General features: G+C 36.2%; 13 protein-coding genes. 9 read left to right on the plus strand and 4 right to left on the minus strand.

Going from position 1 to position 15,718, the window contains the following annotated elements; translation table 11 throughout:
* The 3 genes from ACFEMA_RS11910 to ACFEMA_RS11920 form a co-directional block, all read right to left on the minus strand.
* On the minus strand, positions 1–1,336 hold a 1,336-nt coding region (locus ACFEMA_RS11910; protein WP_411768433.1), incomplete at its 3' end, for a SprB repeat-containing protein.
* 307 nt (positions 1,337–1,643) lie between these two features.
* Positions 1,644–3,158 carry a histidine ammonia-lyase gene (hutH, locus tag ACFEMA_RS11915; RefSeq protein WP_411768434.1) on the minus strand — a complete coding sequence of 505 codons (1,515 nt, stop codon included), beginning with the start codon at positions 3,156–3,158 and terminating at the stop codon, positions 1,644–1,646.
* An 89-nt stretch (positions 3,159–3,247) separates the two neighbouring features.
* Positions 3,248–4,804: an NAD(P)H-hydrate dehydratase gene (locus ACFEMA_RS11920; protein ID WP_411768435.1), complete on the minus strand. Its 1,557-nt coding sequence runs from the start codon at positions 4,802–4,804 to the stop codon at positions 3,248–3,250.
* Between the two features lie 315 nt (positions 4,805–5,119).
* Between ACFEMA_RS11920 and thrA the strand changes: the two genes are divergently transcribed.
* From thrA to thrC, 3 genes are read left to right on the plus strand one after another with little or no spacing between them, the layout of a single operon-like run.
* Entirely contained in the window at positions 5,120–7,570 is a 2,451-nt protein-coding gene (gene thrA / locus ACFEMA_RS11925) for a bifunctional aspartate kinase/homoserine dehydrogenase I (RefSeq protein WP_411768436.1), read from the plus strand.
* A 1-nt stretch (position 7,571) separates the two neighbouring features.
* Positions 7,572–8,495, plus strand: coding sequence for a homoserine kinase (locus tag ACFEMA_RS11930; protein WP_411768437.1), 924 nt, complete (start codon positions 7,572–7,574; stop codon positions 8,493–8,495).
* Between the two features lie 5 nt (positions 8,496–8,500).
* Positions 8,501–9,799, plus strand: a complete 1,299-nt coding sequence (gene thrC / locus ACFEMA_RS11935; protein ID WP_411768438.1) for a threonine synthase — start codon at positions 8,501–8,503, stop codon at positions 9,797–9,799.
* 42 nt (positions 9,800–9,841) lie between these two features.
* Here the strand turns inward: thrC and ACFEMA_RS11940 are convergent, their stop codons facing one another.
* A complete protein-coding gene (locus tag ACFEMA_RS11940) occupies positions 9,842–10,999 on the minus strand; it encodes a THUMP domain-containing class I SAM-dependent RNA methyltransferase (RefSeq protein ID WP_411768439.1) in 1,158 nt (385 codons plus the stop codon).
* Positions 11,000–11,063: 64 nt separating this feature from the next.
* On the opposite strand from ACFEMA_RS11940, the gene ACFEMA_RS11945 reads away from it, so the two are divergent.
* The 6 genes from ACFEMA_RS11945 to ACFEMA_RS11970 all read left to right on the plus strand — a co-directional run bounded on the left by ACFEMA_RS11945 (position 11,064) and on the right by ACFEMA_RS11970 (position 15,716).
* Positions 11,064–11,810 (plus strand): class I SAM-dependent methyltransferase, encoded by a 747-nt coding sequence (locus ACFEMA_RS11945; protein ID WP_411768440.1) that lies wholly within the window; start codon positions 11,064–11,066, stop codon positions 11,808–11,810.
* A gap of 2 nt (positions 11,811–11,812) precedes the next feature.
* A complete protein-coding gene (locus tag ACFEMA_RS11950; protein ID WP_411768441.1) occupies positions 11,813–12,484 on the plus strand; it encodes a ZIP family metal transporter in 672 nt (223 codons plus the stop codon).
* Positions 12,477–12,905 carry a DUF4268 domain-containing protein gene (locus tag ACFEMA_RS11955; protein WP_411768442.1) on the plus strand — a complete coding sequence of 143 codons (429 nt, stop codon included), beginning with the start codon at positions 12,477–12,479 and terminating at the stop codon, positions 12,903–12,905. The genes ACFEMA_RS11950 and ACFEMA_RS11955 overlap by 8 nt, the downstream gene beginning before the upstream one ends.
* 190 nt (positions 12,906–13,095) lie before the next feature.
* On the plus strand, positions 13,096–14,235 hold the full coding sequence (locus ACFEMA_RS11960) for an FIST signal transduction protein (protein WP_411768443.1): 1,140 nt from the start codon (positions 13,096–13,098) through the stop codon (positions 14,233–14,235).
* A gap of 16 nt (positions 14,236–14,251) precedes the next feature.
* Complete coding sequence (locus ACFEMA_RS11965; protein ID WP_411768444.1) at positions 14,252–14,560, plus strand: EthD family reductase; 309 nt, start codon at positions 14,252–14,254, stop codon at positions 14,558–14,560.
* Positions 14,561–14,576: 16 nt separating this feature from the next.
* Entirely contained in the window at positions 14,577–15,716 is a 1,140-nt protein-coding gene (locus ACFEMA_RS11970) for an FIST signal transduction protein (RefSeq protein WP_411768445.1), read from the plus strand.
* Positions 15,717–15,718 lie beyond the last annotated feature (2 nt).

A 15,718-nucleotide genomic window follows, 5' to 3' on the forward strand; every position in this document is an offset into this window, starting at 1 on the left:
CACCGCCAGTAGCACTTGCTGTGATTGTTCCATCAGCTGCACCATTACAGGTAACATCTGTAGAGTTAACCGTTAATACTATATCTGCTGGTTCAGTAATTGTAGTTTCATAAGTTCCTGTACAACCATTTTCATCAGTAACTGTAACTGAATAATTTCCAGCAGTTAGACCACTTATATCTTCGGTCATTTCACCATTACTCCAATCGTAAGTGTATATTCCTGATCCGTTATTTATTGTTATGTCAATTGCACCTGTTGAATTTCCGTTACAGTCCACATTAGTGACTGATCCTGTTATGTCCAACTCAGTGTCTGTTATTGTAATTGTTTGTGGGCAGCTAATAACTACTGACCCATTTATTGTTAAGGAATATGTTCTGACAATAGAGCGAACATCCCCATTTGTTGATACACTTGAATCTGAGCTCGATAATACGGGAGTATTACCGCAATCTTCACTGATACTAAATACATCATTAGGATTAGTTAATGCTGCAGGAAAATCATCTTCACAAATTAAATCTAGATTTGAAATGTTACACGTTGCGGCTGGTTCACAACCAATCTCGCATTCCTTAACCTTAAAGTTCAATGACCCATTTGTTGGTCTGTTATAACTTAATGCTATATAGTAAACATTATAAATATCTGAACCGATAACTGCATCGTCATTAGTCCATGCCTGATATTGATTACGGTCACTCGCATCGACTAAATCACTTGCTCCGAATGATGTATTTAGAGCAGGATCCGTCAAAGCATCCATGACAGTTCCGTAGAAAGGTATGTCGGCTGTTTCCTTGGCTTGGTTATTAGTAAATGCACCTGCATGGAATAAAAACCATGAGTCTGAAGCTCCTACTGCCTGAATTTTTGTTCCCTGTACTGTAGGAGGTGTTGCAAAGACTATCCATTGTACGTACTGATTAGTAGGTATTGATGCACCACTAAATAAATCACCATAGGTAACTCCAGGCTTAAACTGTGCATTTAAATCAATTTCTGCAACCATGGATTGAGACTGAGAAGCATCAATCCCGCAGCCATCTGTATCGGCTGCAGTAGTACAGTTAATAAGGCCATTTTCTACTGCTCCACTATTAGAACAATACAATTTAGCCTTAAAGGTTTCATAGCCATTACCGACCCCAGGATCGTAATTAGCCGCGCATGCAGAACCATCTTCGCATTGCGCATAAGTAGTATTTGTGGCAAACAAAAAAAGTACCACTGTTAAAATACCAGCAATACTTTTAAATCGTCTCTTCAAAATACCTAAACAACAGACTTCTGAAAAACCAGAAGGTTGCAAATAATTTGTAATAGTTGACATAACTTTTTTTGTGTTAAACGATTAATAATTAAACACAACAAAAGCAGTTCTTTATATAATAGATTAGAGGGACAATCCATCCTTATTGCTAAGGAAAACCATCCATAAAGAAGTTAAAAAAATGTAGAATAAGGGCGTCAATTTGCTATTAATCAATGCCATTAAAAAGTGTCGAACATAATAATTCGATACCTCTAATATAGATAATATTGATCCTTATATTTAAATAAAATCGGGAGTTTTAGATAAAATTCAGATTTATCCGTTGAAAGTACTTTCTTATAAATTGAAGAAAAAAGGTATTCACTCAATTAAATAAAAGTGTGTCGAAATCAAAATTGAATTGCTTTAAAAAGTCTAATGATTTTTGCATATCATTATGAAAAATGCGGTCTTCTTTAGCAAAATTTACTTCCTTTTTAAAGTGCTCCATAAAGCCTTCTATGAAGTTTGAAGATTGTAAAGGCCGCCTAAATTCTAATGCTTGAGACGCATTAAATAATTCAATAGACAATACTTTAAAGCTATTATCTACAATCTTTTTTGCCTGGGTAGCTGCATTGGCTCCCATACTGACATGATCCTCTTGGCCATTACTAGATACTATACTATCGACGCTTGCAGGAGTTGCTAACTGCTTGTTGGCACTTACAATACTTGCCGCTGTATATTGTGGAATCATAAAGCCAGAATTCAATCCCGGGTCGTCTACCAGAAATGCTGGCAGTCCTCTCAGCCCAGAAACCAACTGATAGGTTCGTCGCTCAGAAATATTGCCTAATTCGGAGATTGCAATTTTAAGATAGTCTAGAGCCAATGCCAAAGGTTGTCCATGGAAGTTTCCTCCAGAAATGATTTCATCTTCTTCTACAAAAATGTTTGGATTATCAGTTACGGCATTGACTTCAGTAATAAATGTTTTCTCTACAAAATTTAAAGTATCCCTTGTTGCTCCATGTACTTGAGGAATACAGCGAAATGAATACGGGTCTTGTACGTGTTGCTTCTCTTGGGTACTAATCTCACTGCCTTCTAAAAAAGCCTTAACTCTTTTTGCTGTAGCTATCTGCCCGTTGTGAGGTCTTACCAAATGTACCAAGTCATTAAAAGGTTCAATCCTTCCATCAAAAGCATCTAATGAGATACTACCAATCAAATCAGCGAAATAAAGCAGTTTATAGCTTTCAAGCAATAAATGAATGCCATAGGCACTCATAAACTGTGTGCCATTCAACAACGCTAATCCTTCTTTAGATTGCAATTGTATAGGCTTAAGGTTTAAGGTCCTTAAGACATTTGATGCTGGTTGTATTTTTCCTTCAAAATGAACTTCTCCTTTACCCAATAGTGGCAACGCTAAATGCGCCAATGGTGCCAAATCACCAGAAGCTCCTAATGACCCATATTCATAAACCACAGGTAATACATCATGGTTGTAAAAAGCGATCAGCAATTTAACGGTGTCTAACTGCACACCAGAATGACCATAACTTAAGGACTGAATTTTTAGAAAAAGCATCAGCTTAACGATGTTGTCCGGAATACGTTCTCCCATTCCACAGGCATGAGACATTACCAAGTTTTCTTGCAACTTCGTAAGGTTAGCATCCGTAATTTTTACATTGCATAAGGCACCAAAGCCTGTATTGATACCGTAAATTGGATTTTTATTGTCTTTAAGTTTATTGTCTAAGTAATTCCTGCATTTTTCGATTTTGGCAATTGTAGATTCCGATAGTTTCAGTTTTGTATGATTTGAAACTATAGTATGAATGGTTTTAAGATCCAATGGATCCGAAGAAATAGTATGGTAATCGACCATTAATTAAATTTTTATCAAAAATGACAATAGATTTATTGCTATGCAACAATTGTTAATAATTCTAGCACTCAAATATAGCACGAGCCTAGTTAGTCATCATCGTCATTATCGTCTTCCTTTTCAGGAGCACTATCTGGCTGTTTAAAAAGGTCAATATAAGCTTCAGCAATACCATCTATAATATGACTTGCCAATAGGCTTTGATAGCCATAATCTTCAAGAACTAAATCTGCTGCTCGTCCATGAAGATAAACACCAAAAAGTGCAGCCTCAATAGCTGAATATCCTTGGCAAATAAGCCCTGTTATCATCCCTGTTAAAACATCCCCTGATCCTGCAGTAGCCATCCCCGGGTTTCCGGTGACGTTGATGTACTTTTTCTTTCCTTGGACTGTGATGGTATGCGCTCCTTTAATAATAATGATGATGTTATATTTTTCTGAAAACGCTTCTGTTTTCTTTAGCTTGTCAAAATCATCAGACCATGTTCCAATTAATCGCTCTAATTCCTTAGGGTGTGGTGTTAGTATTGCATTTTTTGGAAGTAATTCTAAAAGTGCTTTATTTAATGACAAAATATTTAAAGCATCAGCATCTAAGACTAAAGGGGCTTTGTTATTATTTAAAAATTGCTTGAAGGCTTCAGCAGTTTTCTCATGGGTCCCCAACCCTACTCCAATACCAATAGCTGTTGGCTCTAAATCGAACTTAATGTGCGCAATATAGTCGTCAGAAGCATCTGTTAAAGTCATTGCCTCAGGAATACTAGTCTGTAAAATTAGATTGCCACTTTTTGGAATGTAAGATGTACTCAATCCTGCGCCAACACTCAACAGGCTTTTTGTTGCTAAAACTACAGCTCCCATTTTGCCATAACTACCGCCAATAATTAATCCATGTCCAAAATGACCTTTATGAGAAAAACGATCTCGAGGTTTATACATAGGAAGTACCTCATTTTTAGAAATCAACTCCACTTCCGTTTCAGTGTTCATCAAGTAATCTCGATCTATACCTATATCTAAGACTTCCCACTGTATAGTGTATTTTGCTGTTTCTGGTAAAAAGAAAATCAACTTAGGAGATTGAAAGCTCAAGGTGTAATTGGCATAAACCACTCCATTTTCATCTTCCACTGCTTTGTCTGAATATACACCTGATGGAATATCAATGGATAATGTGAATGCTCTAGAAGCTTTAAAATGCTGAAAAAGGTTCTTTATCCAATCATCTACAGGACGATTTAAACCAATACCAAAAACTGCATCGACAATGATATCATCTTTATGAATTTCAGGAAAGTCCTCCTTACACTTTAATAAAGCCGGCCAATCTTTTGTGACATTCTTTATCCTATCATAGTTCACCAAAAAATCCTTGGATCTGTTATCCCCACAATTAACAACATAAGTTATAACATTGTAACCGTGCGTTACTAGGTGCCTAGCTAAAACCAGCCCATCACCACCATTATTTCCAATACCACAAAACACATGTACAGGCACTTGCGCTCCTTGCATTCGGGCATGCATCCAATTAAAAATGCCAGTCCCTGCACGCTCCATTAATTCGGTTGACGAAATGTTTTGGCGCTCAGTGGTTAAACGGTCTCCTTCATAAATCTGTTCTTTTGAAAATAGCTTCATATCGTTGATTTGTCTATTATGGATTTTTCAATTTAAGGGGCTTATTTCTAATTTATATCTAAAAATAATCTTCATTAGTACGAATTTGAAAGTTCGGTTTTAAAATGCCCTCGTATATTTTTTTATTGGGTTAAAAATAATACTTTTGAAAAGTAATGATGACAATTTTAAACATATCTACATATATTAATTCCTTTTCTATGGGAACAACATTTGGCATTATTATGATTATGACAACCCTTGTGGTTGTGCTTTAATATTTACCTCCGTCCCCCCATTTTATTGTATTAAAAAATATCATCTAATTCTAGAAGAATGAAAGTTTTAAAATTTGGTGGAACTTCAGTTGGTTCAGCCGAAAACATAGATAAAGTCGCAAAAATTGTTTCTCAAAGATCTCAGTCAGATAAACTAGCTGTTGTTGTTTCTGCTATTGGTGGCATTACGGATTTTTTGTTAACCACAGCCGCCCAAGCGGTTGAAAAAGACAACTCCTACGAATATACATTTACAGCTTTAAAGAATAAGCATATTGATATTGCCAGCAAATTGTTGGATGCCAAACATTTTGAAAATGTAAGCCAAAAACTCAATAACCAATTAGAGCATTTAAAAAGTCTTCTGGACGGACTTTATTTAATCAATGAATTATCTCCAAAGACATCAGATAAGTTGTTAAGCTTTGGTGAAAAATTATCGTCTATAATTGTTATAGAATGTTTTAAGCAAAATGGGCTTAATGCTATTCTTAAAAACTCCCAAGAGTTGATTGTAACAGATGACAATTATACCAATGCTATTGTGGATTTAGAAAAAACATATTCTAATATCGCAACATTTTTTAAAGAAGATAAACACGATGTTGTCCTTCTACCTGGCTTTGTTTCAAAATCAAAAAATGGCGAGTTAACAACTTTGGGTCGTGGAGGCTCTGACTATACAGCGGCTTTGGTTGCCTCAGCAGTTGATGCCAAGGAATTACAAATTTGGACAGACGTCAGTGGTATGTTTACAACCAATCCGAAAATAGTAAAACAAGCAATTCCTATTAACGAATTATCCTATCAAGAGGCTATCGAATTATCGCATTTTGGAGCTAAAGTATTATACCCTCCAACGGTAATGCCCGTACTCATTAAAGGAATTCCAATGTGGATTAAAAACACAATGAATCCCGATGATAATGGCACATTAATAACAGATATTCATCAATTAAAAACAAACTATCCGGTAAAGGGTATTAGCCATATTAATGATATTGCTTTATTGACACTTCAAGGAAATGGTATGGTCGGTATCCCTGGTTTTAGTAAGCGCTTATTTGAGACTTTAGCACAAGAAAAGATTAATATTATATTAATTACCCAATCGTCTTCCGAACATTCAATTTGTTTTGGGATAGACATTAAAGATGCTGCTAAGGCCAAAGCGTCTGTGGATATTACTTTTGAAAATGAAATAACGCTTAAAAAAATAGACCCAATTATTGTAGAAACTGACCTTTCCATCATTGCTGTTGTGGGAGATAATATGAAAAGCCATCAAGGCATCAGCGGTAAAATGTTTAGCACTTTAGGTAAAAATAATGTGAATATAAGAGCAATTGCTCAAGGAGCTTCTGAACGTAATATTTCAGCGGTGATAAATAAAAAAGATGTGAAAAAAGGATTAAATAGTTTGCACGAACGTTTTTTTGAAGATAACACCAAACAAGTAAACCTATTTATAACTGGTGTAGGAAACGTTGGAGAACGACTTATAGAACAGATAAAGCAACAGAAAAAATTTGTAAAGGAAAATATCAAGGTTAATCTCAGGATTGCTGGGTTATCGAATTCCCGCAAAATGATTTTGAGTGACGATGGCATCTCTCTTAAAGACTGGAAATCTCAATTAGACTCTGGGCAACCTGCTTCACTTGAAGGTTTTTTTGATGGTGCTAAAGCCTTAAATTTAAGAAACTCGGTGTTTCTGGATATTACAGCAAGTGAAGATGTGGCAAAAATGTACAACAACTATTTAAATGAAAGTATTTCTGTCATTGCATGCAATAAAATTGCCTGTTCAGCAGAATCTGACTATTACAATGAATTAAAGCATTTGGCCCGCAAATATAATGCTCCTTTTTTGTTTGAAACCAATGTTGGAGCAGGCTTACCTGTTATCGATACACTTAACCACTTAATCACTAGTGGTGATAAGGTTCATAAGATTCAAGCCGTGCTTTCTGGTAGTCTTAATTTTGTATTCAATAACTTTAATGATGCCTCAACGTTTCACGATGTTGTTAAATTAGCACAGACCGAAGGTTATACTGAACCAGACCCTAGAATTGACTTAAGCGGAATTGATGTCGCCAGAAAGATTTTAATTCTTGCCAGGGAAAGTGGTTACCAACTAGAATTATCGGATATTGAAGCAGATAATTTTTTAACAGAATCTGCTATGAATGCAGATAGTGTTGATGGATTTTTCGAAACCTTGAAAAAAGATGAAGATCACTATAGAGGGTTGTATAATTCAGCAAAAGAAAATAACTGTCAATTAAAATTTGTTGCGGAATTGAACGATGGAAAAGCCAAAGTAGGGCTGCAAGAAGTCCCAGTCGGCCACCCTTTTTATAATCTAGAAGGAAAAGATAATATAGTAATGTTCTTTACCGAGCGTTATCCGGAACAACCAATGATTATAAAAGGTGCAGGTGCAGGTGCAGACGTTACTGCCTCAGGACTTTTTGCTGATATTATTAGACTAGCCAATAATTAAAATGAAAAACCAAGTCCGTATATTTTCTCCTGCAACAGTTGCCAATGTCGCCTGTGGTTTTGACGTTTTAGGGTTTTGCTTAGACAGTATTGGTGACGAAATGGTCATTAGAAAAACATCTGAAAAGGGTATAAAAATAACTAAGATTGAAGGTTACGATTTACCATTTGAGACTGAAAAAAACGTCGCTGGTGTTTCTGCATTGGCTATGTATCAAGATTTAAATCCAGATTGTGGTTTTGAGATTGAAATTTATAAAAACATAAAACCTGGTAGTGGTATTGGAAGTAGTTCTGCGAGTGCTGCCGGAAGCGTTTTTGGAATAAACGAATTGTTGGGTAAACCTTTATCTAAGTCAGAACTTACAAAATACGCCATTAAAGGTGAACGTTTAGCGAGTCAATCTGAACACGCCGACAATTTAGCGCCAGCTATTTATGGTGGTTTTACCCTCGTAAAAAGTTGTAACCCCGTTCAAATTTTAGAGCTCCCTACTCCACCCGATTTGTTTGCAACCATCATTCATCCACAAATTGAGATTAAAACATCTCAAGCTAGAGCAATTTTACCGAAGCAAGTGGATTTAAAAGACGCTATTACCCAATGGGCGAATGTTGGTAGTTTGGTACACGCTTTACATACCGATGATTATGGCTTGTTAAGAGCGGCATTAGTCGATGTCATCATTGAGCCCCATCGAAAAGAGCTCATCCCACATTTTGATGAGTTAAAGAAACAGGTTTTGAATTCTGGTGCTCTCGGCTGTGGTATTTCTGGTTCTGGACCATCAGTATTTGCTTTATCTAAAGGAAAAAACTTTGCTGAAAAAGTCGCTGAATCCATGACATCTATATATTCAGATACGGACATCGCTTTCGAGGTACATGTGTCTAAAATAAATACAGAAGGGATAAAATTGATTTAAGATTTATGGACTATTATTCACTCAATAAAAAAGCAAAAAGCACCTCATTTAAAGATGCAGTTATAAGAGGGTTAGCTCCTGATAAAGGCTTGTACTTTCCGAAAAAAATCAGTCCGCTGCCAAAATCGTTTTTCGAGACCATCGAATCAAAGTCTAATACTGACATCGCTTTTGAAGCTATTCGACAATTTGTTCATCCTGAGATTCCTGATAATGAATTGAAGCGAATTGTAGAAGAAACACTTTGTTTTGATTTTCCTGTTGTGGAACTTAATCAGAACATTTCTACACTCGAGCTATTTCATGGGCCAACTATGGCCTTTAAAGATGTTGGAGCTCGATTTATGGCAAGGTGTTTGGGCTATTTTAATAAAGATAATAATAAAGAAGTCACCGTTTTAGTAGCAACTTCTGGGGATACAGGTGGCGCAGTTGCCAATGGTTTTTTAGGTGTTAAAGGTGTTAATGTTGTTATTCTTTATCCAAGCGGAAAAGTGAGTGATATCCAAGAAAAACAATTAACTACGCTTGGCAAAAATATTACAGCATTAGAAGTGGATGGTGTTTTTGATGACTGTCAAGATATGGTAAAGCAAGCTTTTGTTGATGAGGAGCTGACTTGCAAAATGCAGTTAACATCAGCCAATTCCATAAATATTGCACGTTGGTTACCCCAACTGTTCTATTTTATGTTTGCTTACAAAGCATTGAAATCGAAATACAAGGATATTGTTTTTTCAATACCTAGTGGAAATTTTGGTAATATTTGTGCAGGGATGATGGCTCAAAAATTAGGGCTGCCAATCAAACATTTTATTGCAGCCAACAACTTAAATAATACCGTTACCACCTATTTAGCAACAAAGGTCTATGAACCAAAGCCATCCATCCAAACGATAAGTAATGCTATGGATGTTGGTAATCCGAGTAATTTTATTCGTATTCAGGAAATCTATAAAAATGATTTTAAAAAGTTAAAGAATAACTTATCGTCTTACAGTTATACGGACTACGAAACCAGACAAGCTATTTTAGAAATTTATGAGGAATTCGATTATATCGCTGACCCGCACGGTGCCGTTGGGTACCTTGGAGCAAAAGCCCATTTAGAGATACATCCAAAAGCCCATGTCTGCTTTTTAGAAACTGCCCATCCGACAAAATTTTTAGACGTTGTAGAGGACGTCGTTAAAACAAAAGTTGAGCTGCCTGAACAAATTAAAGCAGTAATGGACAAGAAGAAAGTAGCTGCAAAGATTAGTGATTATGAAGGGTTAAAACAATTCCTTTTAACTGCTAACTGAGACCGTAAACTGCATACTGCTCACTGCTTACTGCCTACTAAACTACTGTTTCTTAGCCTTCCGACTTCCCTCGTACATTTCATACTTTACAAAACGAGCTTCAAGCTTGGCGTTAAATAACTTTATTTTTCGAGAAGGTCTTAAACCAACACTTTTTAAGGCTTCAAGATTAGAGGTAATTAACCACGCGTTTGTATTTGCATAGCCATGCTTTAATGTAGAACCAATATTACCATAGAATTCTTCAACATTCAAATTTTCTAAGCGCTCGCCATAAGGTGGATTAAACACCATGTGTAATTTATCGGTTCCGGCTTTTTGAGTTTTAAAAAAGTCTTCGTGCTGAATGTGAATAAAATCACTTAAGTGAGCATTCTTAATATTTTCCTTAGCCTTATTCACAGCAGATGGTGACTTGTCATAGCCTAAAATTTTATAGTGGAAATCTCGAGCCTTTTTTAATAAGGATTCTTCAATGGTTTCAAATAAGTCTACATCCCAATCTTGCCAACGCTCAAAAGCAAATTCCTTTCGCATTAGATTTGGTGGAATATTACAGGCAATCATTGCTGCTTCTGCTAAAATCGTACCGCTACCGCACATCGGATCCATAAAATCGGATTGTCCATCCCAGCCACTCATCATTATTAAGCCCGCAGCGAGGACTTCATTAATTGGCGCAATATTAGTCGCTGTTTTATAGCCTCTTCTGTGTAACGATTCGCCAGAGGTATCTAAAGAAATGGTACAACGTTGCCTGTCGATATGCACATTGATTTTTAAATCTGGGAAACGTAAATCTACATTTGGTCGTTCTCCAGATTGTTCCCTAAAACGATCTACAATGGCGTCTTTGGTTTTAAGTGCCGTATATTGCGAATGGGTAAATATTTTGGAATGCACAGTAGCATCAACCGCCAATGACCCAGATGGCTTAAGGTAGTCTTCCCATTTAATAGCTTTTACACCATCATAAAGATCAGATTCTTTTATAACTCGAAAAGACTTAATAGGCTTTAAGATTTTAATGGCTGTTCGTATACCAAGGTTTGCCTTATACATAAAGCCTTTGTCACCAACAAAGCTGACGTTCCTCACCCCCTTTTCAACATCCATCGCCCCCATTTGCGTAAGCTCTTTTGCTAAAATATCCTCAAAACCAAATAAGGTCTTGGCAACCATCTTGAAATTATTGTCCATATACTTCGTCTAATCGGCAACAAAAATACAGTATTTTTGTAGCACGGTAATGAGATATTCATCTATGCAGGAAATAAAGCCAACTCAAGAAAATCCTAAATGGTACGCTTCATGGTTCGACACCCCGTTTTATCATATCCTTTATAAGGATAGAGATTATGACGAAGCGCAACTTTTTATGGATAAACTTACCGATTATTTGAATTTGCCAGACAATGGGAGTATCCTAGATTTGGCTTGTGGTAAAGGAAGACATTCCATTTATTTAAATTCTTTAGGCTACAATGTAACTGGTATAGACTTGTCTTCTCAAAGCATTGAATATGCCAAGCAGTTTGAAAATGAAACCTTAAAGTTTGATGTTCATGATATGACCAAGTCATACCCAAAAAGGTTCGATGCGGTTTTTAATCTCTTTACAAGCTTTGGCTATTTTGAAACTGACGACTGCAATTTAAAGACTATTAAAGCCATAAAATCTGAATTAAATCCCACAGGGTTTGGTGTCATCGACTTTATGAATGTTAATTATGTTATTAAGAATTTAGTGCCGCAAGACACCAAAGTGGTTGATGGTATCACCTTTCATCAAAAACGAAAAGTTGAAAACGGGTACATTATTAAGGACATTAGTTTTGAAGTTGAAGGTCAGCATTTTGAATTTCAAGAGCGTGTTAAAGCATTAACATTGGAACACTTTGAAAGACTTTTTGAAAAAGCTGGAGTATATTTACTCGATGTTTTTGGGGATTATAAACTCAAAAAATACCATCATGAAGATTCAGAACGCTTGATTTTAATTTTTAAATAGTAATGCTATATATACTTCCCATATGTGCCATTATTTTAGGGGCAATATTTGCTATAACAGTTAAGGAGACAGTAAAACCCAATGTAAAGTTGCTACTTGCATTTAGTGGTGCCTTTTTACTGGCGATTACCCTTTTTGAATTGCTTCCTGAAGTTTATGAAAATTTAAGCGCTAAATTAACAGGGGTACTGATTATGGCAGGGATTGTCATTCAGATATTTTTAGAATCCTTGTCCAAAGGTGCCGAGCACGGACATATCCATCATCATGGCCCAAAAAAGGTGTTTCCTTTAGTACTGTTCATTAGCTTGTGCATCCATAGCTTACTCGAAGGTATTCCGATAAATAGTTCTAATGATATTATTTATGGAGTTGTTGTCCATAAAATTCCCATCGCCATAGTGATTACATCGTTTTTGGTAGCCACTGAATACAGTAAAGGAAAAATTGCATTATTTATTATCTTATTCGCAGTAATGACACCGCTCGGGACTCTAATGGCAGAACACGCCAACTTTATAAAGCCGTATTTAAGTTATATCAATGCACTAGTTATTGGGATATTCCTTCATATTTCTACCATTATTTTGTTTGAAAGTAGTGAAGGCCACAAGTTTAATCTCACCAAATTATTCACCATAGTACTTGGTGTTGTTATCGCCTATTTTGTTTAGCAAGGAAGAAAGCAAACAATTACGAGAAGAATTCTGGATAAGCTTTGGAAAGTCCTTTCCTAAGAAGTGGATTCTATACAATACCAAGATAAAAGGACTCTCTTTTAAGTTCCATTTCGACACTAAAAAAGCATACGTCACTTTAGATTTAGAAGATGATTTAGAGAACAGAATCAACTGCTGGGAAAAGTTAGAGGCTCTAAAATCCATCTTACATTCCGACTATTTGCCAAATGCGCTATACGAAGAGGAGTTTTATTTAGAAAATGGAAAGGAAATTTCGAGAATCATGGTGCCCTTAGAAGGCAAGGTTTCCATTCATAATAAAGACACATGGCGAAGCGTGATGGAATTCTTCTACGAAAAGATGACCCAGTTTGAGCTTTTTTTTGAAGAGTATAAAGACGTCATTAAAAGCTAATATATACCACTATCGTACTAGCAGTCAATTTATTTCATGCTTAAATAAAGTTTAACGCTAACTTTTCACTATTTTAGTACGGGTCAACACATTTTATTGTTGATTTTTTTATTGCCTCACTTTTCCTACTTGCCATTTTGTAACAAAGACAGGGTTTTAAATACCTATAAGTCAACCAACCATGCTATAAATGAATGCAAAATCAATAAAAGGTCATTCAACTCTTGAAATCAAAACAGCTTTAGAGCAAAGTATGTTAGATGGTTATAAACCCACTTTAGCCATTGTATTTATCTCTGTGAATCAAGACCGCAAAGCAATTATAAACTTACTAGATGACAAAGAAATCTCTGTATTTGGTTCTACAACCAATGGCGAGTTTATTGATGAAGATTCTGACACAGGATCAGTTGCTATTTTATTATTAGACATTAAAACAGAGCATTTTAAAATTTACCTTGAAGAATATCCCGAAAAAAACTATCGTGAAATTGCACAGAGCATAGCTTCTAAGGCAAAAAGAGAATTTGATAAGCCAGCGTTTTTAATGGCTGCAAGTCATATGGAAACCGATGCAGAACAACTGCTCTTTGGTTTTGAGGATATTATAGGAAAACACGTAAATGTTTTTGGCGGAATGGCTGGAGACGACTTTTCGTTTTCAGAACAATATGTATTTACTAATGGAACAGAAAGCAACAGAGGCACTGTCGTTTTAGCTTTAGATGAAGCAAAAATTGAAATTAAGGGTATTGCCACCTGTGGTTGGAACGCTGTAGGAACCGAAAAAACAGTAACCAAAAGTGAAGGAAATCATGTTTATACTGTAGATAATGTTCCTGTATTGGATATTACAGTAAAGTATGGTGGACTAGTAAATGTAACACCTGATAATGAAAACTTATTACTGGAACTTGCTGCCAATTTCCCATTGCAATTACAAAGAGAAAAAGGTGACCCGGTAATGCGTCCAGGTTTAGTGGTAGATTGGGAAGACCGTTCCTTTTATTGTAGTGGCACAGTACCTCAAGGATCTAAAGTACGTTTTTCACTTCCTCCAGATTTTGATGTGATGGAAAAAGTAATTAAAGGTGTTGAACAGTTAAAGGCTACTGAAATGCCAGAAGCTGATGCCTTGGTGGTGTTTAGTTGTGCAGGTAGAATTATGTCGCTTGGGCCTTTGATGACCGAAGAACTTGAAGGCATAAAAAACGTATGGAACGTGCCTATGGCTGGTATGTTTTCTAATGGAGAGTTAGCCAGAGCAACTGGTGGCAATCTAGAAATGCACAATCTAACAACCTGCTGTGTTGCACTAAAAGAAAAATAATTTAACACTAATAAATATGCAAAAATTAACTGTTTTGTATGGGCATCCAACGGATTCTCAAACGTTCGAAAAGTATTACAATGAAAAACATTTACCACTAGCGGCAACTATGGAAGGTGTTGCTAAACTAGAATTAACAAAATTCCTCGGAACACCAGATGGTCAAAAAGGCGACTATTACCGTATGGCAGAGTTGTATTTTAATAGCGTAGAACAGATGCAAGAAACCATGAGTTCTCCAGAGGGACAGGCAACTGTTGATGATTTAGCAAATTTTGCAACAGGTGGCGTTAACGTCCTGGTAGGTGTTACAGAAACTGAATAATAGAGGTCTTCAATAAATGATTTCAAAAACAATTAAAGCTCACTCGACTGAAGCTATTATAGCGAAAATTGAGAACGCAATGTCTGATGGTTTTAAACCTACATTAGCCATCGTTTTCTCCTCAATAATACAAGATTGGAAGACGATTAGAAATGTATTGGGTGAGAAAGAAATTGCAATTTTTGGGTCCACAACTTCTGGCGAATTTATAGATGGTGATATTGAAGAAGGGAGTGTGGCTATTATGCTAATCAATATAAACCCGGAGCATTTTAAGTTGATGTTTTATGAAACAGCAGATCAATCAACCTATGAAAACGCAAAACAACTTGGTATCGAAGGTAAATCCACTTTTAAGAACCCAGCATTTTTAGTCCTCTCTGGATGGCTCACTGAAGATGGTGAAAATATAGTCGATGGTCTTATTGAAGGCTTTGGTAACGAGGTAACCATATTTGGCGGTATGGCTGGAGATGACCTTAAGCTCGAAGGCCCTTTAGTTTTTGATTCTAAAAATGAAAGTACACATGGGCTTTTGGGCTTAATTCTAAATCAAGATAAAATTGATGTTAAGGGCATCGCTACTTGCGGATGGAAGCCCATTGGGACGTCTAAAACGATTACTAAAAGCGAAGGCAATATCGTTTACACTATAGATGATAAACCTGCTTTAGATGTGATTATGAAATATCTTGGAACAGAAGTAGATTTTAGTGGAGATAAAGAAATTGTGACACAAATAGGTGCATACTATCCCCTTCAAATGGAACGTGAAGGATCAGTACCTGTTATGAGAACCGCCATGTTTGCGAATCAGCAAGACCGATCACTCATTTGTGCTGGTCATGTGCCCCAAGGGTCGAAAATAAAGTTCTCATTACCGCCAGATTTTGATGTTATTGAAAAAGTAGTGGACGAATGCAACGAGTTACGAAACCAACACATAGAACAAGCAGATGCATTAATCATGTTTTCTTGCATAAGCAGACATCTCTCATTTGGGTTGCTTTTAAGTGAAGAAATAGAAAAAGTACAACAAGTTTGGGATGCGCCTATGCTTGGTTTTTTTACCTACGGTGAGTTTGGAAAGTCACAAACTGGCAAACACGAGTTTCATAACAATACCTGCTGCGTGGTGGCTTTAAAAGAAAAATAAGA

Origin of the sequence: Winogradskyella sp. A3E31 (assembly GCF_046720935.1) — a bacterium.
Taxonomy (GTDB): domain Bacteria; phylum Bacteroidota; class Bacteroidia; order Flavobacteriales; family Flavobacteriaceae; genus Winogradskyella.